The organism is Tardiphaga robiniae (assembly GCF_013359755.1).
Taxonomy (GTDB): domain Bacteria; phylum Pseudomonadota; class Alphaproteobacteria; order Rhizobiales; family Xanthobacteraceae; genus Tardiphaga; species Tardiphaga robiniae.
Window position 1 is genome coordinate 180,336 of the sequence record NZ_JABMCJ010000083.1, and the last position, 23,600, is coordinate 203,935.

Genomic DNA, 23,600 nt, shown 5'->3' on the forward strand with positions numbered 1-23,600 from the left:
CTTCGCAGCTGTCGAGCTCTCAATAGAACAGCGCTTTAGGAGGAACTATGACTGATGCAGTTCACGGGGTGGCACCAGCTGCCGCACGTGTCAGCGATGCCTACCGCTGGACACAACTTGCCATCGGCGTTGGCGCGATGGTGATGATCGCCAACTATCAATACGGCTGGACGTTCTTCGTCCCCGACATCCAGAAGAAGTTCGGCTGGGATCGTGCGTCGATCCAGTGGGCCTTCACCCTCTTCGTTCTGTTCGAGACCTGGCTGGTGCCGGTCGAAGGATGGTTCGTCGATAAATACGGCCCGAAGCTCGTCGTCCTTATCGGCGGCATTCTCTGCGGCATCGGCTGGGCGATCAATGCACAGGCGGAAACGCTCAACGGCTTCTATCTCGGCATGATCGTTGCGGGCATCGGCGCTGGCGGCGTCTACGGCACCTGCGTCGGCAATGCCCTGAAGTGGTTTCCTGACAAGCGCGGCCTCGCGGCTGGCATCACCGCTGCAGGCTTCGGTGCCGGCTCCGCCCTCACGGTCGCGCCGATCCAGGCCATGATCCAGGATTCCGGCTTCCAGACTGCATTTCTGTATTTCGGTCTCGGACAAGGCATCATCATCGTGATCCTCTCCTTCTTCCTGTTCGCGCCAAAGGCTGGGCAGGTACCGGCGGTCACGCAGAACGCCAACGTGATCCAGACCCGCCGCAACTACGCGCCGACAGAAGTCATCCGCCATCCGATCTTCTGGCTGATGTACTTCATGTTCGTGATCGTCGGTGCCGGCGGCCTGATGGTGACGGCCAACCTGAAGCCCATTGCGGCCGACTGGAAGATCGACAACGTACCCGTCACGCTGATGGCCATGACGATGACGGCGGTTACCTTCGCAGCCACCATCGACCGCGTACTCAACGGCCTGACACGTCCGTTCTTCGGCTGGATCTCCGACATGATCGGCCGCGAGAACACGATGTTCATCGCCTTCGGCATGGAAGGCGTCGGAATCTGGGCGCTGTATATGTGGGGTCACGATCCGCTGTGGTTCGTGCTGTTGTCGGGCTTCGTGTTCTTCGCCTGGGGTGAGATCTATTCGCTCTTCCCATCGACCTGCACCGACACCTTCGGCTCCAAGTTCGCAACGACCAATGCCGGCCTACTCTATACGGCAAAGGGGACGGCAGCACTTCTGGTGCCGGTCGCGAACTACATGCAGCAGTCGTCGGGCACGTGGGACAGCGTCTTTCTCATTGCAGCCGGCGCCAATATCCTGGCTTCACTGCTCGCCATTGCGGTGCTGAAGCCTTGGCGTAAGGTCGTCGTCAGCAAGGCGCTTGCGACCTAAAAAACGCAAAAGCCTCAAGAAAACAACGCGCTCAGCCCTGGCTGGGCGCGTTTTGCGTGGGCGATGCGCTGCTCGCCAAGGCGTGATCACCTTCACGCAACAATCGGCCAAAACCACCTTGCATCGTGGAATATAATATACCAGTCTCCGACCAAGCGACGCCTGCGGCAATACGCCACAACCTTAGCGACACCACGCCGCAAGGGAAAAAGCGCGCATCGGAGGAAACACGATGGCTCAGCCAGACTTCACCACCGCGTCCAACCCACCCGGCAGCTTCCGCTGGATTCAACTCGTGATGGGCATCGTCTGCATGGCGATGATCGCCAATCTGCAATACGGATGGACGCTGTTCGTCGATCCCATCGACGCCAAGTATCACTGGGGTCGCGCCGCGATCCAGCTCGCCTTCACGCTGTTCGTCGTCGTCGAAACCTGGCTGGTGCCGGTCGAAGCGTGGTTCGTCGACAAATACGGTCCCCGCGTCGTCATCATGTTCGGCGGAGCCATGATCAGCCTCGCCTGGGTGCTGAACTCCTATGCGGACTCACTGGTGATGCTTTACGCCGGCGCCGTCGTCGGCGGCATCGGCGCCGGTTCGGTCTACGGCACCTGCGTCGGCAATGCTCTGAAGTGGTTTCCCGATCGCCGCGGCCTCGCTGCGGGCGCCACGGCGGCAGGCTTCGGCGCTGGCGCTGCGATCACCGTCGTGCCGATTGCGCATATGATAGCCGAGAGCGGCTATCAGCACGCCTTCTTCACCTTCGGCATCGGCCAGGGCGTGATCGTGTTCATGCTCGCCTTCTTCATGCGTCCGCCTGGGCAGGCCGTGCCGGTGACGAGGAAACAACTCAATCTGCCGCAGACAAAGACGGATTTCACGCCGCCGCAAGTGCTGCGCAGCCCGATCTTCTGGGTCATGTATCTTGTCTTCGTGATGGTCGCCGCCGGTGGCTTGATGACCGCAGCGCAGATCGCGCCCATCGCCCACGACTACAATATTGCGAATTCTCCGGTGACACTGGCCGGCTTCCAGATGGCAGCACTGACCTTCGCCATCTCGCTCGATCGCATCTTCGACGGGTTCGGCCGCCCGCTCTTCGGCTGGTTGTCCGATCAGATCGGTCGTGAACACACCATGTTCATCGCCTTCGGCACCGCCGCGCTGATGCTGCTGACGCTGTCGGCCTATGGCCACAACCCACTCGTCTTCGTACTGGCGACGGCGGTCTATTTCGGCGTCTTCGGTGAGATCTACAGTCTGTTTCCGGCGACGTCAGGCGATACGTTCGGCGCCAAATACGCCGCGACGAATAACGGCATGCTCTACACCGCAAAGGGCACGGCGGCATTGTTGGTACCACTCGCGAGCCTGATCGCAGCGAGCTATGGATGGCAGGCCGTGTTTGTGATCGCCGTTGCGCTCAATGCCACGGCTGCGTTGCTCGCTTTGTTCGTTATCAAGCCGATGCGACGTGCATTCATTCTGGGGAGCGAGCCTGCCGTACCGGAAGCCGCGGCGCACAGCGCCAAGACCGCCTGATCGATCGAAGCTTGTTCAAGATTTAAGGGGCGCACGCGAGCGCGCCCCTTTTTTCATGCCCAACTGGCATGCCAGACCTCCAACTGGATTCGCTGGTGCGATAGAAGCACGGCGAAAAACACACGCCACGCAGCAATAAACGTCAGAAACACTGACTTTCTTTCTTGACCACCGGGCTTCGATATCCTCGTTTCCGCGTTGACAACTGGCATACCGTATACCAATCTTGCGCCTACAAGATCGATCCTCAGCCGATCAGCCAAGGGAGGTTATTGCCATGCAAGTCGGAGATATCCTGCGTAGGAAGAGCACCCGTATCGCCACTGTCCGCATGAACGAGACCGTCGCCATCGCGGCGCAGTTGCTTCGGACGGGCAATATCAGCGCACTGGTCGTGAAGGACGTGTGCCGCACCGAGGGCAACACCGCGGTCGGCATGTTCTCCGAGCGCGACGTGGTTCGCGCGATCGCCGAACACGGCGCCGCCGGCGTCAATCGTAAGGTCTCGGATATGATCTCGGTCCAGGAATTGATTTCCTGCCACTCGACCGACACGCTCGAACATGTGCGACACTTGATGAACAAGCATCACATTCGGCACGTCCCGGTCATCGACGATCACACGCTGATCGGCGTGATCAGCATCCGTGACATCAGCAGGGCGCTCGATCATGAGGATGTACCGCAAGCGCATGCAGCGGTCGCCTGAGGCCTAGCCTCAAGCTCACTTCGCGTTTCATACCGGTATCGACACGGACCGCCAGCGGTCCGTGATGCCAGTTCTTTTGCCTTGTCCGCGCCCGTTGCCTTGGTGACATTTCATGAAGATCTGCATCTACGGCGCCGACGCCATCGGCGGCTATCTCGGCGTTCAGCTCGCGCGGGCTGGCGCCGATGTCAGCCTTGTCGCGCGCGGCGCGCATCTTGCGGCGATGCGCGCAAATGGACTGAAGCTGCTGATAGCAGGAGAAGAACACGTCGTGCATATCCCCTGCACCGACGATCCAGCAGAACTCGGCGAGCAGGATTATGTCATCATTTTCCTGAAGGCCCATTCGATCACCGGTGTGATCGAACAGATGCAGCCGCTGCTCGGACCAAGGACACGCATTGTCACCGCGATGAATCTCCCACGACATGACCCTGCTGCCGGGCGATCTGATCTGCTGCGGCACCCCTGTCGGCGTCGGCGTGATGAAGGAGCCTGTCAACACCGTAACCATCGCGATCGAAGGTATCGGCGAGCTACATAACGAATTCCACCAATAGGAATTAGGCACTCGCCCCGCCAAATCCGCATGGCGCACCGCCGGCTGTCCGATGGACATTCACCCGGTGCGACGGCATCCTCCGCCCCCCAAAGATCAACAAGCCTCATCGGGCCCACCCGATGCGCCTGCGAGGGAACAGAGGACCAATCATGATCAAGACGCGCTTCACCGAGCTCGTGGGTGTCGAACACCCGATCGTCCAGGGCGGCATGCAGTGGGTCGGCCGCGCCGAGCTCGTCGCCGCAGTTGCCAATGCCGGCGCGCTCGGCCTGATCACCGCACTGACCCAGCCGACGCCGGAAGACCTCACCAAGGAAATCGCGCGCTGCCGCGACATGACCGACAAGCCGTTCGGCGTGAACCTGACCCTTCTGCCGACCATCAAGCCGCCACCCTATGCGGAATATCGCCAGGCCATCATCGAGGCCGGCATCAAGGTGGTCGAGACTGCCGGCAACAAGCCGCAGGAACACGTCACCGAATTCAAGAAGCACGGCATCAAGGTCATCCATAAATGCACCAGCGTGCGCCACGGCCTCTCCGCCGAGCGGATGGGCGTCGATGCGATCTCCATCGACGGCTTCGAATGCGCCGGCCATCCCGGTGAGGACGACACCCCCGGCCTGATCCTGATCCCGGCCGCGGCCGACAAGATCAAGATCCCGATGATCGCCTCGGGCGGCTTCGGTGACGGCCGCGGCCTTGTCGCCGCGCTGGCGCTTGGTGCCGAGGGCATCAACATGGGCACGCGCTTCATGTGCACCAAGGAAAGCCCGATCCATCAGCTGGTGAAGGAGCGCATCGTTGCCAATGACGAGCGCGAGACCGACCTGATCTTCCGCACCATGCGCAACACCTCGCGCGTCGCCAGGAACGCGGTAAGCAAACAGGTCGTCGCCATGGAGAAGGAAGGCGCCACTTTCGAGCAGATCAAGGAACTTGTCGCCGGCGCCCGCGGCAAGCTGGTCTACTCGCACGGCGATGCCGAAGACGGCATCTGGTCGGCCGGCCAGGTCCAGGGCCTGATCCACGACATTCCGAGCTGCCAGGAACTCGTGTCGCGCATCATGCATGATGCCGAGACGATTATCCGCGCACGCTTCGAAGCCATGCTTGATGGCAGCCAGCGCCAGGCCGCTGAATAGACGGAACGGAAAGCAGAGCCATGAAAGCTTATGTCTACGGCGCCAACGGCGCTGCGATCGGTGATGCCCCGAAACCCTCACCCACGGGCACGCAGGTGCTGGTCAAGGTGAAGGCCTGCGGCCTCAACCGCGCCGACCTCGGCATGACCAAAGGCCATGTCCACGGTGCTGCCGGCGGCGTCGGCACGGTGCTGGGAATGGAATGGGCGGGTGAGATCGCCGAACTCGGCCCGGAGGCCAAGGGCGTCAAGGTCGGGGATCGCGTGATGGGTTCCGGCGGTGCGGCCTTTGCCGAATTCGCAGTCACCGATCACGGCCGGCTGTTCCACATGCCAGCCAGCATGAGCTTCGAGGATGCCTGCACCCTGCCCGTCGCCATCACCACGATGCACAATGCGCTGGTGACGAATGGCGGACTGCAGCCCGGCCAATCCGTGCTGATCCAGGGCGCCAGCTCCGGCGTCGGCCTGATGGCGCTGCAGATCGCCAGACTCAAGGGCGCAAAGACGGTGATCGGCTCATCCACCGACCCTGCACGTCGCGCCCGGCTGAAGGACTTCGGCGCCGACCTCGCCATCGATTCGAAGGATGCCGGCTGGGTCGATCAGGTGCTCAAGGCCACGGACGGCGACGGCGTCGATCTGATCGTCGACCAGATCTCGGGCCCCGTCGCCAACCAGAACCTGAAAGCCACGAAGGTGATGGGACGCATCGTCAATGTCGGCCGCCTCGGCGGCACCCACGGCGATTTCAATTTCGATCTCCATGCCGCACGCCGCATCACCTATATCGGCGTGACCTTCCGCACGAGGTCACTGCAGGAGATTCGCGACATCTTCAGTGCGGTGCGTGCGGACATCTGGCCCGCCATCGAAGCCGGCCAACTGAAACTGCCGATCGACAAGGTCTACACATTCGACGACATCGGAACGGCGTTCGACCACATGGAAGCAAACAAGCATCTCGGCAAGATCGTGGTCACGTTGTAACGCGCGTTCTGCGAGTCTTCGATTTCAACGCCGCGCGTGATTCTCATGCGCGGCGTTCCTGTTTCGGACTCATGCAAGTACCGAACAGTGATGAAATTCTCCGGTGGATACGATTTATTTCACGTTAACGTTTCGTTGACTCTCGACAGCCCTGGCAAAGTGGATTCTTATTGGTCTTGCGATTCGAAGTGGCGGGGCAGTTGTTTCGAGCGACGCGGGCGAGATTCTTCCGAGGGGGCTAAGTATGTCGCGTGCGCATGCGGACAACGCATGCGTCCAATCCGATTCGATCAAAGGATTGGCGCAGTCTATCGCGAAACCGGCCTATCACAGGCTGCTGATCGCAGAGCCGGCACTTCGCCGGGCCGTCCCTACACTTATCATCGCTTTTCTCATTACGATCTTCTTCGGCGCCTTCGTGCAGGTGGTCGATCAGAGCCGGCAGAAGCAGGCATCGATGAAGCGCGATCTCGCGGCGCTCGCCGATCTGCTCGCCGAGCGTCTCGAACGCAACGGCACCATCCGTCAGGATCGTTCTGCTGCCGTCGAGCGCCTGCAGAGCCTGCTGCCCAGTCTGATTCCATCCTGGGGGATCGCTGGGGGACGCCACGTCATCGTGCTGGGCGCCGATCAGAGCATTCTCGCGCGCGTGCCGATCGACCTGCCGCCGGGCGACGCCAATCGCATCCTCGACGTCCTCAGCGCAACACAGACCATGGCTGCGCAGGGTCAACGCACCGACGTTGTCGATGTGAAACTGCCCGACAACAGCCATGCATTGGCCACCCGTCGCATCGTCAAGGCGCTGCCGGGTCAGGTGGTCGTCATTCAGGAGAATAACGAGCCGATCTGGCGCTCGGACTCCGCGCTGTCGATCACGCTCTCGGCTACCACCGGTTTCGTGGTGCTGATCCTCGGCTTCGCCTTCCACTGGCAATCGACCCGCGCTCGCGAGGGCGACGCGATCAACGACGCCGTACGCGGCCGCATCGACACCGCCCTCAATCGCGGCCGCTGCGGATTGTGGGACTGGGATCTGTCGCGCGGCCGCATCTTCTGGTCGCAGTCGATGTTCACCATGCTGGGCCTCGACAGCCGCAGCGACCTGCTGACCTTCGGCGAAGTCAACGCGCTGGTACAATCCGACGACATCAACCTGTTCGAGATCGCCGATCAGCTGATTTCGTTCAAGATCGATCACATCGACCAGACCTTCCGCATGCAGCACAGCAACGGCCACTGGATCTGGCTGCAATTGCGCTGCGAACTCGCGCAGGGCCAGAACGATGGCAGCCAGCACCTGATCGGCATCGCCATCGACGTCACCGAACAGAAGAGCCTCGCCGAGAAGACCGTCGAGGCCGACGTCCGGCTGCGCGACGCCATCGAGACCATTCCCGAAGCCTTCGTGCTGTGGGACGCGGAGGATCGCCTGGTCCTCTGCAACTCGCATTTCCAGCGCCTGCACAAGCTGCCGGACTCGGCGGTGTCGCCGGGGACGTCCTACGAGACCGTGCTCGAAGTCGGCAGCATGCCCGAGGTCCGCTCGCGTCTCGCGGAATCCGGCGCTGCGGCCCCTGGCGCCCGTACCTTCGAAGCGCAGATCGAGGACGGCAGCTGGCTGCATATCAGCGAGCGCCGCACCAAGGACGGCGGCTACGTCTCCGTCGGCACCGACATTACCCGCATCAAGGAGCACGAGCACAAGCTGGTCGACAACGATCTGCGCCTTCGCGCCAGCGTTATCGATCTCAAGCACTCCCAGGCTGCGCTGGAGAAACAGGCGCTCGAACTCGCCGACCTCGCCCAGAAATATTCCGACGAGAAGAACCGCGCCGAGGAAGCCAACCAGACCAAGTCGAAATTCCTGGCCAATATGAGCCACGAACTGCGCACGCCGCTGAACGCGATTATCGGCTTCTCGGAAATCATGGGCAGCGGCATGTTCGGCAATCTCGGCTCCGACAAATATGCCGAATACTGCCACGACATTCTCACCAGCGGTCACTATCTGCTCGAAGTCATCAATGACATTCTCGATATGTCGAAGATTGAGGCAGGTCGCATGCAGCTGGACCTTGAGCCACTCGATCTCGGACAGACGCTGTCCGAATCGCTGCGTGTCGTCTCCGGCCGCGCCGACGACAAGAATCTGACACTCAGCGCGGACATCGCGGCCGATGCACCGGTGGTGGCCGACCGCCGCGCCATCAAGCAGATCCTGGTCAATCTGCTCTCGAATGCCGTGAAGTTCACACCCGATGGCGGCCGTGTCACCGTGCGCAGCCGCGTGCTGCGCGACTCCGTCGCACTGATGATCGCCGATAGTGGCATCGGCATCGCCCCGCAGTCGCTGAAGCGTCTGGGACGCCCGTTCGAACAGGTCGAGAGCCAGCTCGCCAAGACCTATCACGGCTCGGGCCTCGGCCTGGCTATCGCCAAATCGCTGACCAACCTGCATGGCGGATCGATGAAGCTGCGCTCCAAGCTGGGCACCGGCACCGTGGTCTGCGTCACCATCCCGCTCCGCGGCAGACACAGGCCAGCGGAAATCTCCGAGGCCGCCTAGGCGTCGATTGCTTCCCACCTGACCGGACCGAGCCAACGCCCATGGCATGATGCCCAAGCGTCAAATGGCCGCTTGGGAGGCCCCTGCCCATACCTATACTAAAGGTTGCAGGTCGCTATATTGGCGCGTCGGCACGGCCGGTCTGGACTGGGACCGCTGTTCTTTCTCGTGTGACCTATCAATTTTCAAAGCCACCATCTGCGAAGTATTTGCCAACAAGACTGTAGCGGCTGCCGACTGAAGGGAGTTTCTGAACTCACGAACCACACTGCTCTTCAGCACATGGAGGAGCAGTCCAGACAAGAGCGACACGGAGATTGTCGCCTGTTCAATAAACAAAAGCATTCCAGTGGAGGAAACGACGATGAAACTGAGCCATCTCGCCGCGGCGGCATTCTGTCTGACAGTGCCAGGCATGGCAGTCGCGCAAGACTATCCCGCGAAATCCATCACGGTGATCGTGCCTTTCACTGCCGGCGGCGCCAGCGATACGACAGCGCGCATGACGACGCAGAAGATGCAGGAAAGCTTCGGGCAGTCCTTCATCATCGAGAACAAACCCGGCGCCAACGGCTCCATCGGCGCAACGCAACTCGCTCGCTCAAAGCCGGATGGCTACACTCTGATGGTGGGCTCGATCGGGGTCATCGCGATCAATCCGGTGCTTTACAAGGACCCGGGCTATCACCCGCTCCAGAATTTCGATCTGCTCAGTGTCGCTGTGCGCAATCCCAACGTGCTGATCACGCGCCCCGATTTCCCGGCCAATACCGTCCAGGAACTCATCGACTATCTCAAGAAGAATCCCGACAAAGTCACGTTCGCCTCATCGGGCGTGGGCTCGTCCGACCATCTGACGGCGGTGTTGTTTTGGCAGAAAACGGGGACCACCGGCATCCACACGCCCTACAAGGGTGGCTCGCAGGCCCATACGGACCTGATGGGCGGACATGTCGACGTCTCCTTCCAGAATCTCGGCGCAGTCGCCAACTACATCCGAGGCGGCAAGATGAAAATTCTGGCCGTTACCAGTGACGCGCGCTCTGATTCATTCCCGCAGACGCCAACGATGAAGGAAGTCGGCGTCGACGATCTCAATATCTATTCGTGGCAGGCCTTCGTCGCGCCCAAAGGCCTTCCGGCCGATGTGAAGACCAAGCTCGAAACATCGATCACCACCGCCCTCACCTCGCCCGATCTCAAGAAGCGGCTGACCGACAGCGGCTTCGAGGTCGTCGCCAATACGAGCGCGGAATTTCAGAGCTTCCTGGAAAAAGAACTCGCCCGCTGGAAGACGGTTGTCGAGATCGGCAAGGTCAAGCCGGAGCAATGATAACGCCGCGCTCGTCTCGACCGGACGGTCGATGCAACTGATCCCTGGAAATTGCGGCTCGCCGAGCTTGAATTTCCAGGAGGAGGCTAACTTGCGCCTTCCACAACCAGGCGGAACACCTGGCGCACATCAGCCTGCGTCTCATGCACGCGTGCTTGCAGCGAAGAGAAGTCCGGCTCGTTGCTCACGCGTGCGAGTATGCGCAACAGATCGGTGCCTGCAGTCTCTGGCTTGAACTTGTCGCTCACGCATAGCCGCAGCACCTGCGTGAGGTCGTGATAGAGCCGCACCGCGGGACGCAGCACATCGGCGGCAGCCGGCGGCAGAATGCCCAGCCGCGCCGCGCTCTCGAGCACCTGTTGCGTGCTGATGCTGAGGATCTCGGGCTTCTCTGCCGCATGCACCAGTTGCAAATATTGCGCGATGAATTCGATATCGACCATGCCGCCGGCAGCATGTTTCAGGTCCCAGATATCGTCTTCGCCCTTTTCCTCGGCGATGGCCTGACGCATCTCGGCAACGTCATTGGCGATGATCGTCGTTTCACGTGGACGCGTCAGCACGTCGCGGATGACCAGTTCGATTTTCTCGCGGAACGCGGGCGTCGCCGAAATCACCCGCGCGCGCGTCAGCGCCATGTGCTCCCAGGTCCAGGCCTCGGTCTCCTGATATTCAGCGAAGGAATCGATGCGTGACGCCAGCGGCCCGGCCCGGCCCGACGGGCGAAGCCGCATATCGACCTCGTAGAGCACGCCATAATTGGTGCGCGTGGTGAAGGCGCTGATCAGGCGCTGCGTCAGCCGAGCGAAATATTGCGCGCCGTGCAGCGGGCGTGGTCCATCGGAATCCGGCGCGTCATGATCGAAGTCGTAAATCAAAATCAGATCGAGATCCGACGCCGCCGTCATCTCGCGGCTGCCGAGCTTGCCCATGGCTACGATCGCGGTCTGCTGATCCTTGATGCGGCCGTGCTGGGCGACGAACTGATCGAGCACGAGCCCATGCAGCGTATGCGCAATGCCTTCGGCGACGTCGGCGAATGCAATCCCGGCCTGCTGCGCCGACACCGTGCCCGACAGGATACGCGTGCCGATCAGGAACAGGCTTTCCTGTCCGAACAGCCTCAGACGATCGAGAAACTCTTCATAGGAATTGGCGTCTTCGAGCGTCGCCGCCAGCCGCGTCGAAAGCTCGCGCTGGTCCGGCATGGCGCCGAAGAAGCGCGGATCGATGAGCCCATCCATGATCTGCGGCTGCCGCGCAAGCATGTCACCCAGACGCGGCGCCGCGCCAAGTACAAGCGCCACCAGCGCGACGAGATCGCGGTTCTGGCTGAGCAGCGAGATCAGCCGGCCGCCGCGCTGTAACGCCTGCAGAAAGCGGTCGAACGCGACGACCGCAAGATCTGGCTCTTCGGCATCGGCCAGCCCCACGATCAGCGAAGGCACGAATTCCATGAACGCCTGCCGCGTACCCTCATATTTGAGGGCGCGATAGTCATCCGTCATCCAATGCTGCACCGTCTCCGCCACCATCGCGGGCTTGCGGAATCCGAGCTTGGTGAAATGTTCGAGCAGCCGCTGATCCGTTGCGCCTGCTTTGTAGTCGACAGCCGGCAGATGGACGTTGTCGGTCGGATCTCCCTCGAACAGGCGGCCATAATGCCCCTGCACGCAATTGAGATGCCCGAGCAAATCGCTGGCAAATGCCTCGCGGCTGCCATAGCCGAAGAAGCGCGCAAAGCGTTCCATGGCGCCGACGTCATCGGGCAGCGAGTGAGTCTGTTCGTCGGCCACCATCTGCAGCCGATGCTCGACACGGCGCAGGAATTCATAGGCGAGCGTCAGTTCATCGCGCGCCTCAAAGGTGATCCAGTTGCTGGCAGCGAGAATATTCAGCGCCTCCAGCGTCGGCCGCACGCGTAATTCGGGATGACGCCCGCCGGCAATCAACTGCTGGGTCTGCGCGAAGAACTCGATCTCACGAATGCCGCCGCGCCCGACCTTGACGTTATGGCCCTCGACGGAGATTTCATTCTGCCCGCGAAACGTCTGCATTTGCCGTTTCATGTCGTGGACATCGGCCAGCGCGGCGAAATCCAGATGCTTGCGCCAGACGAACGGCGCGATCTCGGCCAGCAGGGCCTCACCGGCCTTGAAATCGCCGGCACAAGGAAACGCCTTGATCATTGCCGCGCGTTCCCATGTGCGCCCCTCGCGCTCATAATAATGCAGTGCCGATGCCGTCGAGACGGCTACTGGCGTCGAGGCCGGATCGGGTCGCAGCCGCAGATCGACGCGGAACACATAGCCGTCGCCAGTGCGCTGCTGCAGCAGCCGCGACACGCCCTGCGCGATGCGCACAAAGAATGAATTCGGCTCGATATCCTCGGCCAGCGTATGCGCCTCGAGATCGAAGAAAACGATCAGGTCGATGTCGCTGGAATAGTTCAGCTCGCCGGCGCCCATCTTGCCCATCGCCAGCACGATCAGGCCGCTACCATGCTCCGGATGATCGGGATCCGGCGGCAGGATGCGCTTGCGTGCCATGTCCTGGCGCAGCAGATAACGCACCGTCGTCTGGACGGAGGACACAGCGAGATCGGTCAGCGCCCGCGTGACGCGCATCACCGGCCAGACGCCGCCGATATCGCACAGCGCAATCAACAAGGCCGCTTCGGATTTCATGCGTCGCAGCAGATGCATGACATCGGGATCGCCGCCGGCGGCAGCGACATTCGCGGAGGTCTCGGCGATCAGAGTGGTGAGCAGGCGCTCGGGGTCACAATGCAGCAGACGCAAGGCACGCCCGGCATCGGCGCGGATCAGATCGAACAGATAGGGCGAGGCCTCGGCAATGCCGAGCAGGATCGCCCTGGCATGCGGAAATTGGTCGGTGATCGCGCGAAATGCGGCAGCATCGTCCGGCGCGATATCGGCGAGCCATTCGCCGAAGCGCTGCTCGGCATCGGCGGGGGCGAACAGCTGCGGTCCGCTGACGAATTGCGCGGCCAGCGGGAGCTGGCCCTCGCCTGTTGCGGCTGAGGTCATGCCGACTTCTGTGGCACATTCCCCGTTTGACCCGCAAGGCCTTCGGCTGCCACTGCGGGCAGCGCCAGTGTGACCCGCAACCCTGGATGATTGTCGCCCAGCTGCAATTCACCGCCGTGCAGCGTGGCCACGGCAGATGCAAGACTGAGACCGAGGCCGGAACCGGGCAATGTGCGGCTCGCTTCCAGCCGCACGAAGCGCTCCACCGCATGTTTCCGATCGGCTTCGGGAATGCCTGGACCATGATCCGACACGCTGAGCAGCACCTGATCGCCCTCGCGCCGCGCCTCGATCACGATGTCCTTGGCAGCCGCAGCGCCCGCGCTATCGGCATTCTCGTCCGTGATCGCAGGTTTGCCATATTTGATGGCGTTTTCGACGAGATTGGCGAGCGCCTGGCTGATCAGTTCGCGATTGCCGCGCAGCGGCGCAGCCGCGGTCTTGACGGTCAGCGTAAGATCGCTGTCTTCAGCCAGCGGTTCATAGAGCTCGTGGATGCCCTCGGCCACTTCAGCAGCGTCGAAATTGTCCATATTGCCGCGCGCCTGCCCGGATTCAGCACGTGCGATCATCAGCAGCGCATTGAAGGTCCGGATCAGGCCATCGGATTCCTCAATGGTGCGTTCCAGCGCCGCACGATATTCGGCCTCGTTGCTGGATCGCGCCAGCGCCTCCTCCGCCCGATTGCGCAGCCGCGTGAGCGGCGTCTTGAGGTCATGGGCGATATTGTCCGAGACTTCCTTCAGTCCTGTCATCAGCGCTTCGATGCGCTCCAGCATGGCATTGAGATTTTCCGCGAGACGGTCGAGTTCGTCGCCACTGCGTCCGACCGGCAGACGACCGGAGAGATCGCCCGCCATGATGCGCTGGGTGGTGCCGGTCATCGCGTCGATCCGCCGCAGCACGCGGCTGGCGACGAAGATCCCGCCGCCGAGTCCAAGAACAACGACAATCAACACCGACCACTTTGCGGCATCGCCGACGATGTCGAATAGACGCCGGCGTTCTTCGAGATCATGGCCGATCAGCAGCCGGAAGCCGCTGCTCAATTGCGTCACCTTCACCAGCGCGCGATGGTTGGAAGAGTCGGGATCGTCGAGGCGGCGATAGGCGGTCTCGGACCAGCCCGTGGTCGCCATCACGCCGGGCGCCAGTGAAGACACGTTGCCGGCGATGGATTGACCCGCCGGTGTCGTGATCAGATAGAGGTTGGCGCCAGGCCGCAGCGCCCGGTTCTCGATGGCGCCCACGATTCCCCGCAAGCCGCGCCGCCCGAACAGATCGCTCAGCTCGGTCATTTCGTCATCGACCGTGGTCGTGATCTGATCGTTGATCAGCCGGTGTGTATTCCAGGCGAAATAGCCGAGCAGCGATGCTGCAAACAGCGCGAACAGCAGCAGATAGGCCAACGTCAACCGGAAGGCCGTCGTGCGAAACAGTTTACCGATAGCCGTCACGGGTCACGCTCGGGACGTGCGGAAATGGAAGGTTCTGGAAGTCATCCCCTGTTCTAGCAGGCGCAAGCTGTAACAAACAGGGCGTGAATATGAGATGTTGGTAATGTCGCCCGACTGCAGGAATTTTCTCTTTCAGCCAGGTTCATTCCGGAAGGCCGGCTTTTCGCAGGCCTTCCGATGCAAGTGCGAAGTCCTGCGGTCGCCGCACCAGCAGCCAGTCGTCAATATTGCTGAGCCGCAATGTGGGATCGAGCCGGCGCACATGGCCCATCGCCTCACGCGCCTCTTCCATTCGCCCACCCAGGGCATGCGCAGCGGCCTGGAATGCGGCGACCCGAAGAATGTTCGGCACCTCGCGCGACGCCTCCCGCAAGCAACCGAGCGCGGTATCAAAGCGTCGCGAATAGAGATGCGACATCGCGATTCCCGTATGCATCTGGAATGTCTCGGGATCGAGCGGACTGAGCCGCATGGCGCGTGAAAAATAGGCGATGGCCTCGTCGTGTTCGCCGAGCGAGACGCGTTGATAGCCGCCGAGGTACCAGATCGTCGAGAGATTGGGATTGAGCACCAGCGCACGATCGACATAGGCGACGCAGGCATGCAGGTCGCCACCGAAATGCGGCCACGCGTGGCCGCCGCGTGTCAGCGCTACCGCATCGTTCTTTCCGAGGGTGACGGCGCGTTCGGCAAGCTGCGCCGCTTCACGCCCGTCAGCCACACGATCGGAAAGCCAGCGGTTCATCTTGCGCCAGTAGAAGCATCCCGCGGCCATCCCATAGGCCGCAGCGAAGTCTGGATCGAGCTCGATGGCTTTGTAGAAATTCGCCAATGCCGCATCGATCCCATCGCGCGTCGACACATGAAAATTCGCCAGTCCGCGCAGGTAGTAATCATAGGCGTCGAGGCTTTCGGTCGGCTTCCGCTTGGCGCGTTCGATCTCCGCAAATTCAAGCTGCGGCGCGATAGCGCCCACGACGCTCTCCGTGACCTGGTCCTGCAGATCGAAGATGTCATCAACAACACTCTCGAAGCGCTCGCCCCACAGATGCATGCCCGTGGTGGTATCCACGAGCTGTCCGGTGATGCGCACGCGGTTCGCCACACGGCGCACGCTGCCTTCCAGTACATAGCGCACGCCAAGTTCGCGCCCGACCTCGCGGACGTCCACGGCACGGCCTTTAAACGTGAAACTGGAGTTGCGAGCGATGACGAACAGCCAGCGAAGCCGCGAAAGCGCGAGGATGATGTCCTCGACCATGCCATCGACGAAATAGTCCTGCTGCGGATCGCCGCTCAGATTGAGGAACGGCAATACTGCGATCGACGGCCGATCGGGCAACGTCAGCGCGGCGTCCGGGTTCACCGTCGATGTGGCGTGATCGGCAACCGCCGCGTCAGACCGCGCCGGCATTGCCGTCTCGGTCACATCGCCGACGAAACGAAATCCCTTGCGCGCCACCGTCTTCAGCAGCCGCTGTTCATCGCCGCTATCGCCCAGCGCTTTGCGTACCGCATTGATGTGACTGGCCAGCGTCGATTCGGACACGATCCGTCCCACCCAGACGGCGTCGAGAAGCGCATCCTTGCTGACAACGTGGTCGCGGTTCTTCACCAGATGCAGCAGCAGGTCGAAAGCCTGCGGCGTGATCGCCACTTTGTCGCTGCCATGCGACAGCTCTCTGCGGTCGGGATCGAGGACATAGCCTGCGAACAGATACGGCACTCGGCGCTCCATGACTGCCTGCGTTTTCGGCCGGCGGCAATGAACCGTCAAGACCTTCAGGAGGCAACAGAACCGACCCCACAACTGGCCTGTCGCGCGCCATCGGCGGTGACGTGCCAGCCGGCCCTTTCTGAACGAACATCCAAGCGAAACTCAAGAGAAAACGAAGATTGCGGCAAAGTCTTCCTGTGCGCCGCGGCGCATGGTCCGCCCACACGATCGTCACCGTGTGAAAGGGAGAAAATATCATGAAAATCGTCGTCATCGGAGGTAGCGGCCTCATCGGTACGCAGGTCGTGAGCGGCTTGAGGAAGCTGGGCCACAAGGTCCTCGCCGCCTCGCCGTCGACGGGCGTCAACACGCTGACGCGGGAAGGACTGGCCGAGGCCATGTCCGGGACAAACGTCGTCATCGACGTGGCGAATTCACCATCATTCGAGGACGGGCCAGTGATGGAATTCTTCCAGACATCCACCCGCAACCTGCTCGCGGCGGAAAAGGCCGCAGATGTCCAGCATCATCTGGCCCTGTCTGTGGTCGGGACCGAGCGCCTTCAAGCCAGCGGCTATTTCCGTGCCAAGCTGGCCCAGGAGGATCTCATCAAGGCGTCTGGAATGCCCTACACGATCCTGCGGGCGACGCAGTTCTTCGAATTCATCCCCGCCATCGTGCAAGGCGGCGTGGACGGCGACGTGATTCGCCTGGCGCCGGCCCTGATCCAGCCCATCGCATCTGCGGACGTGGCAGCCGCCATGGTGGACCTGGCCCTGGGCACCCCGGTGAACGGCGTCGTCGAGGTGGCCGGGCCCGAACCGCTCCCGCTCGACGCACTCGGGCGCAAATATCTGACGACAAAGCAGGACCCACGCCAGGTCATCGCCGACATCCACGTGGGTTATTTCGGCACGCCGATCAATGACCGCTCCCTGACGCCCGATGCCGGCGCGCGCATCGGAGCGATAAATCTCGACGACTGGCTCAAGGGCTGATCGACGCAAGCTGCCTCTCCGCCAACCAAGGACCGACCATGACCGACGACGTTCCGCGCTCGACACCCTCCCGCCGCGATCTGCTCGCAGCTGCCGCCATCACCGCGATCACTGCCGGCTTGCCCTCGATCGCCGAGGGCAAGGCCGGCGACAAGCCAACCAAACCTCACGCTCACAAAGGACATCGCACCATGAGCACCATCACCACAAAGGACGGCACCGAGATCTATTACAAGGACTGGGGCAAGGGCCCGGTCGTTACCTTCTCCCACGGCTGGCCGCTCAATGCGGACGCGTGGGACGGCCAGATGCTGTTTCTGGCCCAGCATGGCTATCGTGTCGTCGCCCATGACCGCCGCGGTCATGGCCGCTCCAGCCAGGCCTCAAACAACAATGACATGAACGGTTATGCCGACGATCTCGCCGCAGTCATCGAGACGCTCGATCTGAAGGACGCGACGCTGGTCGGCCATTCCACGGGTGGCGGCGAAGTCGCACGCTACATCGGCCGCCACGGCACCAAGCGTGTGAAGAAGGCGGTGCTGATCGCGGCGGTGCCACCGATCATGCTGAAGACACCAGCCAATCCGGAAGGATTGCCGATCGAGGTGTTCGACGGCATCCGCGCCGGCGTGGCCGGAGATCGGTCGCAATATTACAAGGATTTGGCGATCGCCTTCTACGGCGCCAACCGGCCCGGCGCGAAAGTCTCGCAGGGCACGCTGGATCAGTTCTGGCTGTGGAGCATGCAGGCCGGCGCGAAGAATGCCTATGAGAGCGTGAAGGCATTCTCGGAGACGGATTTCACGGAAGACCTGAAGAAGTTCGACATCCCCACCCTCGTCCTGCATGGCGAGGACGATCAGATCGTGCCCGTGAAGGATTCCGCAGTGAAATCAGCCAAGCTGATCAAGGGTGCCAAGGATGTCTATTATCCCGGCGCACCGCACGGCATCACGGCGACCCATGCAGATCAGGTCAATGCCGAGCTGCTGAAATTCCTGAAGAGCTAGCACAGGCAACCTTCACGGTCCGGTAGAGCGAGGCGACGAACATGCAACAGATCAATGACAGGCAACTGGCGGGAGTGACCGTCCCCGATACGGCCATCATCGCCAGCGCGATCGACCACGCCCGGAACAGTTGCGAACCATACCTGTTCAACCATGTCGTCAGGTCATGGTTGTTTGCGGTGCGGCTCGCTCAACTGCAGAACATCGAGCACGACGGCGAGGTTCTCGCCGTCGCAGCACTACTGCATGACATCACGCTCAATGAACGCTTCGCCGGACCGCGTCGCTTCGAAGTAGAAGGCGCCGACCTCGCGCGTCTCTTTGCACGGGAGCATGGCTTCGACCGAAGCCGTGCACAGTTGATCTGGGATAGCGTTGCGCTCAATTCCACGCCGTCGATTGGGCTGTTCAAGGAAGCCGAAGTCGCGCTCTGCACCGCCGGCATCTGCTTCGATGTCGTCGGCCTGCAGTATGACCTTATTCCGCCGAGCGACGTTGCGGCGATTGTCGCGGAATTTCCACGTTTGGGAATGAAGCAGAAAATGACTCGCTGCTTCTGCCATATCGCCCGGACCCAACCCGGCACCACTTACGACAACTTCATTCGCGATTTCGGCGAACGTTTCGTGGCGGGCTACAAGGCAAGCTCCGTCGTCGAACTGGTGATCAACGCGCCGTTCGACGAAGAACAGCCATAGACGGCGCGACGGACCGCCGCTGTATCTTTATTAGAATCAGGTTCCGGGAGAATGTCACGATTGTCGTAAGGCAACCTCGCCCGCTGCCATAGCTTCGCCGGCGACCTGATTGAGCGCGAAAGTGTGGGAATCACGGGTAAACCTGCCTAATCTCCTTAGTTATGGGTGAGGATAAAGCTCCATGGATCTTGGCAGATCCGGTTGGAGGCCGACAACAACCAGAACGACATCGGCAACTCGGCCGATTAATCCTACCAAATACCGCTATCGGGCAGTAGATGAAGTAGCTTGGGGGAGGAATTGAGGCTGATGCAGATGCTTGCTCGACGGTTGGATAGCCGGCAGCTTTCTGTTTCCTTGATCGTGATCGGATGCGTTCTTTTAGGCTTCCTGCTCCGCTTCCTCGCTCGGGAGCATACCACCACTGACGCCGTTCGATACCTGATCCCCTGGTACATATTCGCGCGCGACCGCGGTATCGGCGGGCTTGGCGAAGCCTTCACCAACTACACGCCGTTCTACAGTTACCTGTTGTTGATCACGGCGCAATTCAATGGGCTGGGCCAGCCCCTCACTCTGGTGAAGGCGATCTCGTTCGTATTCGAGTTCGGCTGCGCGATCGTGGTAGCTCTGATCGTGTGGTCGGCGAATAAGGCACCATCGCGCGCGTGCGTTGCCTTTTGCTGTGTCTGGCTTGCACCGACAGAGATCTTCAACGGCGCTGTGTGGGGCCAGGCCGACTCGATCTGGACATTCTTCACGCTCGTTTCGATAGCGGCATTCATGCAGCATCGGAACGGCATCTTGCCATTCGCGGTCGCAGTCGCGGTGAAGGCCCAAGGCGTATTCCTGGGGCCATTCGTCCTTGGCATGATGTTGCGTGACAAGATTCACTGGGCATGGCTCGCCGCCGTTCCCGTGGTCTATGCAGCTCTCGCCGTTCCTGTGGTTGTCGCCGGCAGACCCATCGCCTCGGTGTTCAGCATCTACATGGAGCAGGCTGAGACGTTTCACCGTCTCACCATGAACGCCGCGAATATCTGGGTGTTCGCAGGGAGCGTTCCCTACCAGATGGGTGTCACCATCGGGCTCGCATTGGCGGTACTCGGCGGGCTGGCACTGGCAGCCTTGCTCGCGCGGTCCAAGCGAGAAGGGCCAGAGTTCATTTTGCTCGTCGCATGCGCATCTCTGATGATCATGCCCTACCTGCTTCCGAAGATGCACGATCGTTACTTCTTTGCGTTCGAGGTCGCGTCCATCGGGCTCGCCTGTCTCAATGCGCGTTACCTGCCGTTTCCGGTGATCGCTCAGGTCTCCGGCGTGCTGTCCTATCTCGGATTCGAACGCGAGATCGTGATGGGCCTGCTACCAGCGGCGCTGTGTAACACGTTGCTGGCTATATACCTGGTGCTCGACCTCTCGCGTGATGAGAGCGGCTTCCGCTTTCCGAAACTTGCGTGGCTCGGCTACGCCGCATCGACTGCAGGACTGTTCGCTTACCTGCTGCTGGCAGATGCAGGGGAGAACATGTCTCTCACCTACCTGCTCTTCACGGGGCTCGTCGTGGCCACGGCGCTGATGGTCATTAAAGGCTCGCGCTGCGCCTTGGTTCCCGAACGGTCAGTCGCCGGGTCAGCGCCCGCGCACCGGCCCGTCAATTGAGATCAATCACTTTCGCAGTCCGGGACGATTGACGCGATGATGATCGGCAACGACCGCGTAAAGCGTCAATCTTCTGACTGAACCTAGATTTGACTCACTTCATGCCGTCGCGAACCATATACCCTGCGCCGCGAATGGTGTGCAGCAGCGGACGCTCAAAACCCTTGTCGATCTTCGAGCGCAGGCGCGAGATATGGACATCGATCACGTTGGTTTGCGGATCGAAATGATAATCCCAGACGTTTTCCAGCAGCATGGTGCGGGTGACCACCTGCCCGGCATGTTTCATGAGATATTCGAGCAGCCGGAATTCGCGGGGCTGCAGGATCAGTTCCTGGCCACCGCGCGTCACGCCATGGGACAGCCGGTCGAGTTCGAGATCACCGACGCGATAGGTCGTTTCTTCGGCGGGACCACCCTGGCGGCGCGACAGCACTTCGACGCGCGCGAGCAGCTCCGCGAATGAATAAGGCTTTGGCAGATAGTCGTCACCGCCGGCGCGCAGGCCCTTGATGCGGTCGTCGACCTGGCCCAGCGCCGAGAGGATCAGCGCCGGCGTCCGGTTACCCTTGTCGCGCAGGCCGCCGATAACGGAGAGTCCATCGCGCTTCGGCAACATGCGATCGACCACCAGCACGTCGTAATCGCCGGAATCGGCGAGCGCGAAACCTTCCTCGCCATCGCTGGCGTGATCGGCGACATGGCCGACCTCACGGAAAGCCTTGACCAGATAGTCGGCGGATTCGCGGTCGTCTTCGATGATGAGCAGACGCATCTGGGGATCGGATTCGCTGTGGATCTTGTGAGTCTCGGTCACCATGGCGCGCACCGGGCTTTCATGCAAGGCGGCGGAATGCCCGCCGGGTATCCTTCGGGGCAGAAAGAAGAATAGGCGGTGAAGCTGGGGGAAACTTCACCGCCCATTGGCCTTTCAACGGAGGGGGGCGTTTTCCATCGAAAGGAAGCAGCGGGAGCGAGTTTGTGGCTCGCCCCCTGGAAAGAGCCGTCAGCGGGGGCGACTATGCCGGCGACACTCTCCGTTCATGTGCGGTGATCAGCTCTTCGCGAGGGGAACGGCCACGAACTTCGATGAGCCGTTCGAGCGAACCCTGATCAGCACGCTGTTCTTGTTGTCGTTGTGCGCGGCGACAATCGCCTCGCGCACATCGCCGGGATTGGTCACGCTCTTGCCGGCGACTTCGAGAATGACGTCGCCTTCCTTGAAGCCACGCTCGGCAGCGGCGCTCTTCGGATCGACGCCGGTCACGACCACGCCGTCCTTGCCGGCACCGGCGACACTGCTCGCGGGCGAGACAGTGAGGCCGAGCCGCGGCACGTCGCTGCCGCGCGATGACGATCCCTTGTCACCGCTATCGACATCGGCCTTCGCCTCTATCGTGTTCGGCAACTGGCCGAGGGTCATGGACAGAACCTTGTCCTCCCCCTTGTGCAGCACGTTGATCTTCACCGTGTTGCCCGGCGCGAAGCCGCCAATGGTGCGGGCGAGTTCGCGTGCATCCTTGACCGGCGTGCCATTCACCGCGGTGATGACGTCACCCGACTTGATGCCAGCCTTGGCTGCCGGACCATCGGCCTGCGGCTCGGCGACCAGCGCACCTTCCGCCTTCTTCAGGCCGAGACTGTCGGCGATATCCTGGGTCACCGGCTGAATCTGCACGCCGATCCAGCCACGCGAGACCGAACCCTTGTCCTTGAGCTGCGCCACCACCGTCTTCACGGTCGAGGCCGGGATCGAGAACGCGATGCCGACGCTGCCGCCCGAGGGCGAATAGATCGCGGTGTTGACGCCCATCACTTCGCCCGACGTATCGAAGGCCGGACCACCCGAATTGCCCTTGTTCACGGGGGCATCGATCTGGATGAAATCGTCATACGGACCGCTGCCGATGTCGCGACCCGAGGCCGAGACGATGCCTGCGGTCACGGTGCCGCCGAGTCCGAACGGGTTGCCGACTGCCAGCACCCAGTCGCCGATCCGCGGCTTGCCGTCAGCAAGCTTGGCGAACGGGAAATCGGTGCGGCCCTCGACCTTGATCAGCGCCAGATCGGTGCGCGGATCGGTGCCGATCACCTTGGCCGAATAGGTCTTGCCATCGTCGGTCGAGACCTCGACCTTGTCGGCGCCATCGACCACGTGATTGTTGGTTACGGCGAAACCGTCAGCCGAGATGAAGAAGCCCGAGCCCTGACCGCTCACGACGCCACGGCCGCCGCCGCGCGGACCACCGCGCATGCCCGGGGGCACGCCGTCCTGGCCGAAGCGCTTGAAGAAGCGCTCCATCGGGGAGCCCGGCTGGAACGGCGAGTCGCCGTTGTTGTCGTCATCCTTCGATGCGACCTTTTCCTTCATGTTGACCTTGACCGAGATCACGGACGGCTTCACGCGCTCGACGATATCGGCGAAGCCGACCGGCTGCGCAGCCTGCGACTTGACCTGCTTGTCGACCTGCGCGTGCGCAGTGGTGGTGAAGATGTCGACCGGACCGTTGGAGGGCGACAGGCCATAAGCGGCAACACCAAGGCCCGCAACGACCGACGCCATCAGCGCGAATTTACGCGCAGAGAACAGCGAGCGGCGGGGTGCCTTGTAGGACGGCAATTCGGAAAAATCGGTGGGGCGGTCGGACATCGAGAAAATCTCCAGAGCAACGGCGCGGGGGCAAGGCGCCTTGTGTGATCTGAAGATGGAGGTTTCCACCTTACCGCGGGCTGGCAGGGGAATTAAGGTTTGGTAATCTGGCGGATACAGGTGTGGCGGGATGACGCGGGGGGACAACGCGCCTGAATCACCCCGATA

Annotated in this window: 16 protein-coding genes and 2 pseudogenes; 13 read left to right on the forward strand and 5 right to left on the reverse strand. The window is 61.7% G+C overall.

Features of this window, described 5'->3' with window-relative positions; genetic code table 11:
* The first annotated feature begins 47 nt into the window (after nt 1-47).
* The 9 genes and pseudogenes from oxlT (HP556_RS13990) to HP556_RS14030 all read left to right on the forward strand — a co-directional run bounded on the left by oxlT (HP556_RS13990) (nt 48) and on the right by HP556_RS14030 (nt 10,187).
* Nucleotides 48-1,337 carry an oxalate/formate MFS antiporter gene (oxlT, locus tag HP556_RS13990; RefSeq protein WP_089267112.1) on the forward strand — a complete coding sequence of 430 codons (1,290 nt, stop codon included), beginning with the start codon at nt 48-50 and terminating at the stop codon, nt 1,335-1,337.
* A 232-nt stretch (nt 1,338-1,569) separates the two neighbouring features.
* Nucleotides 1,570-2,880, forward strand: coding sequence for an oxalate/formate MFS antiporter (oxlT, locus tag HP556_RS13995; protein WP_175367408.1), 1,311 nt, complete (start codon nt 1,570-1,572; stop codon nt 2,878-2,880).
* Between the two features lie 277 nt (nt 2,881-3,157).
* The gene (locus tag HP556_RS14000; RefSeq protein ID WP_175367409.1) at nt 3,158-3,589 is read left to right on the forward strand and encodes a CBS domain-containing protein; all 432 of its coding nucleotides are present in this window, start codon (nt 3,158-3,160) and stop codon (nt 3,587-3,589) included.
* A 112-nt stretch (nt 3,590-3,701) separates the two neighbouring features.
* Nucleotides 3,702-4,007 (forward strand): annotated as a pseudogene (locus HP556_RS14005) (2-dehydropantoate 2-reductase N-terminal domain-containing protein); the annotation flags it as partial.
* Nucleotides 4,006-4,149: pseudogene (locus HP556_RS14010) on the forward strand (fumarylacetoacetate hydrolase family protein); the annotation flags it as partial. The pseudogenes HP556_RS14005 and HP556_RS14010, both read left to right, overlap by 2 nt.
* A gap of 151 nt (nt 4,150-4,300) precedes the next feature.
* Entirely contained in the window at nt 4,301-5,296 is a 996-nt protein-coding gene (locus HP556_RS14015; protein WP_175367410.1) for an NAD(P)H-dependent flavin oxidoreductase, read from the forward strand.
* Between the two features lie 20 nt (nt 5,297-5,316).
* On the forward strand, nt 5,317-6,285 hold the full coding sequence (locus HP556_RS14020; protein WP_175367411.1) for a zinc-binding dehydrogenase: 969 nt from the start codon (nt 5,317-5,319) through the stop codon (nt 6,283-6,285).
* Nucleotides 6,286-6,529: 244 nt separating this feature from the next.
* Nucleotides 6,530-8,854 carry a PAS domain-containing sensor histidine kinase gene (locus HP556_RS14025; protein ID WP_175367412.1) on the forward strand — a complete coding sequence of 775 codons (2,325 nt, stop codon included), beginning with the start codon at nt 6,530-6,532 and terminating at the stop codon, nt 8,852-8,854.
* A gap of 364 nt (nt 8,855-9,218) precedes the next feature.
* Nucleotides 9,219-10,187, forward strand: coding sequence for a Bug family tripartite tricarboxylate transporter substrate binding protein (locus HP556_RS14030; protein WP_210269182.1), 969 nt, complete (start codon nt 9,219-9,221; stop codon nt 10,185-10,187).
* An 86-nt stretch (nt 10,188-10,273) separates the two neighbouring features.
* Here the strand turns inward: HP556_RS14030 and HP556_RS14035 are convergent, their stop codons facing one another.
* The 3 genes from HP556_RS14035 to HP556_RS14045 all read right to left on the reverse strand — a co-directional run bounded on the left by HP556_RS14035 (nt 10,274) and on the right by HP556_RS14045 (nt 16,420).
* Nucleotides 10,274-13,237, reverse strand: a complete 2,964-nt coding sequence (locus HP556_RS14035) for a bifunctional [glutamine synthetase] adenylyltransferase/[glutamine synthetase]-adenylyl-L-tyrosine phosphorylase (protein WP_175367413.1) — start codon at nt 13,235-13,237, stop codon at nt 10,274-10,276.
* Nucleotides 13,234-14,694 carry a sensor histidine kinase gene (locus HP556_RS14040; RefSeq protein ID WP_093758959.1) on the reverse strand — a complete coding sequence of 487 codons (1,461 nt, stop codon included), beginning with the start codon at nt 14,692-14,694 and terminating at the stop codon, nt 13,234-13,236. The genes HP556_RS14035 and HP556_RS14040 overlap by 4 nt, the downstream gene beginning before the upstream one ends.
* A gap of 142 nt (nt 14,695-14,836) precedes the next feature.
* Nucleotides 14,837-16,420 (reverse strand): winged helix-turn-helix domain-containing protein, encoded by a 1,584-nt coding sequence (locus HP556_RS14045; protein WP_175367414.1) that lies wholly within the window; start codon nt 16,418-16,420, stop codon nt 14,837-14,839.
* A 248-nt stretch (nt 16,421-16,668) separates the two neighbouring features.
* Here HP556_RS14045 and HP556_RS14050 point away from each other — a divergent pair, with 248 nt between their 5' ends.
* The 4 genes from HP556_RS14050 (at nt 16,669) to HP556_RS14065 (ending at nt 20,782) form a co-directional block, all read left to right on the forward strand.
* Nucleotides 16,669-17,409, forward strand: a complete 741-nt coding sequence (locus tag HP556_RS14050; RefSeq protein ID WP_175367415.1) for an SDR family oxidoreductase — start codon at nt 16,669-16,671, stop codon at nt 17,407-17,409.
* Nucleotides 17,410-17,447: 38 nt separating this feature from the next.
* On the forward strand, nt 17,448-18,422 hold the full coding sequence (locus HP556_RS14055) for an alpha/beta fold hydrolase (RefSeq protein ID WP_199712083.1): 975 nt from the start codon (nt 17,448-17,450) through the stop codon (nt 18,420-18,422).
* Between the two features lie 41 nt (nt 18,423-18,463).
* Nucleotides 18,464-19,120, forward strand: a complete 657-nt coding sequence (locus HP556_RS14060) for an HD domain-containing protein (RefSeq protein WP_175367416.1) — start codon at nt 18,464-18,466, stop codon at nt 19,118-19,120.
* A 309-nt stretch (nt 19,121-19,429) separates the two neighbouring features.
* Nucleotides 19,430-20,782 (forward strand): hypothetical protein, encoded by a 1,353-nt coding sequence (locus HP556_RS14065; protein ID WP_175367417.1) that lies wholly within the window; start codon nt 19,430-19,432, stop codon nt 20,780-20,782.
* A gap of 94 nt (nt 20,783-20,876) precedes the next feature.
* On the opposite strand, the gene HP556_RS14070 is transcribed toward HP556_RS14065, so the two are convergent.
* Nucleotides 20,877-21,557: a response regulator transcription factor gene (locus HP556_RS14070; RefSeq protein WP_068730718.1), complete on the reverse strand. Its 681-nt coding sequence runs from the start codon at nt 21,555-21,557 to the stop codon at nt 20,877-20,879.
* A gap of 279 nt (nt 21,558-21,836) precedes the next feature.
* Nucleotides 21,837-23,432, reverse strand: a complete 1,596-nt coding sequence (locus tag HP556_RS14075; protein ID WP_175367418.1) for a Do family serine endopeptidase — start codon at nt 23,430-23,432, stop codon at nt 21,837-21,839.
* Between the last annotated feature and the right edge of the window lie 168 nt (nt 23,433-23,600).

Excerpts from the sequence above, each read along its gene's own strand:
- HP556_RS14000 (WP_175367409.1), top strand. The coding sequence starts at position 3,158 with ATGCAAGTCGGAGATATCCTGCGTAGGAAGAGCACCCGTATCGCCACT.
- HP556_RS14050 (WP_175367415.1), top strand. The coding sequence starts at position 16,669 with ATGAAAATCGTCGTCATCGGAGGTAGCGGCCTCATCGGTACGCAGGTC.
- HP556_RS14055 (WP_199712083.1), top strand. The coding sequence starts at position 17,448 with ATGACCGACGACGTTCCGCGCTCGACACCCTCCCGCCGCGATCTGCTC.
- HP556_RS14075 (WP_175367418.1), bottom strand. The coding sequence starts at position 23,432 with ATGTCCGACCGCCCCACCGATTTTTCCGAATTGCCGTCCTACAAGGCA.
- HP556_RS14025 (WP_175367412.1), top strand. The coding sequence starts at position 6,530 with ATGTCGCGTGCGCATGCGGACAACGCATGCGTCCAATCCGATTCGATC.
- HP556_RS14020 (WP_175367411.1), top strand. The coding sequence starts at position 5,317 with ATGAAAGCTTATGTCTACGGCGCCAACGGCGCTGCGATCGGTGATGCC.
- HP556_RS14070 (WP_068730718.1), bottom strand. The coding sequence starts at position 21,557 with ATGCGTCTGCTCATCATCGAAGACGACCGCGAATCCGCCGACTATCTG.
- HP556_RS14060 (WP_175367416.1), top strand. The coding sequence starts at position 18,464 with ATGCAACAGATCAATGACAGGCAACTGGCGGGAGTGACCGTCCCCGAT.
- oxlT (WP_089267112.1), top strand. The coding sequence starts at position 48 with ATGACTGATGCAGTTCACGGGGTGGCACCAGCTGCCGCACGTGTCAGC.
- HP556_RS14065 (WP_175367417.1), top strand. The coding sequence starts at position 19,430 with ATGCAGATGCTTGCTCGACGGTTGGATAGCCGGCAGCTTTCTGTTTCC.
- oxlT (WP_175367408.1), top strand. The coding sequence starts at position 1,570 with ATGGCTCAGCCAGACTTCACCACCGCGTCCAACCCACCCGGCAGCTTC.
- HP556_RS14030 (WP_210269182.1), top strand. The coding sequence starts at position 9,219 with ATGAAACTGAGCCATCTCGCCGCGGCGGCATTCTGTCTGACAGTGCCA.
- HP556_RS14035 (WP_175367413.1), bottom strand. The coding sequence starts at position 13,237 with ATGACCTCAGCCGCAACAGGCGAGGGCCAGCTCCCGCTGGCCGCGCAA.
- HP556_RS14015 (WP_175367410.1), top strand. The coding sequence starts at position 4,301 with ATGATCAAGACGCGCTTCACCGAGCTCGTGGGTGTCGAACACCCGATC.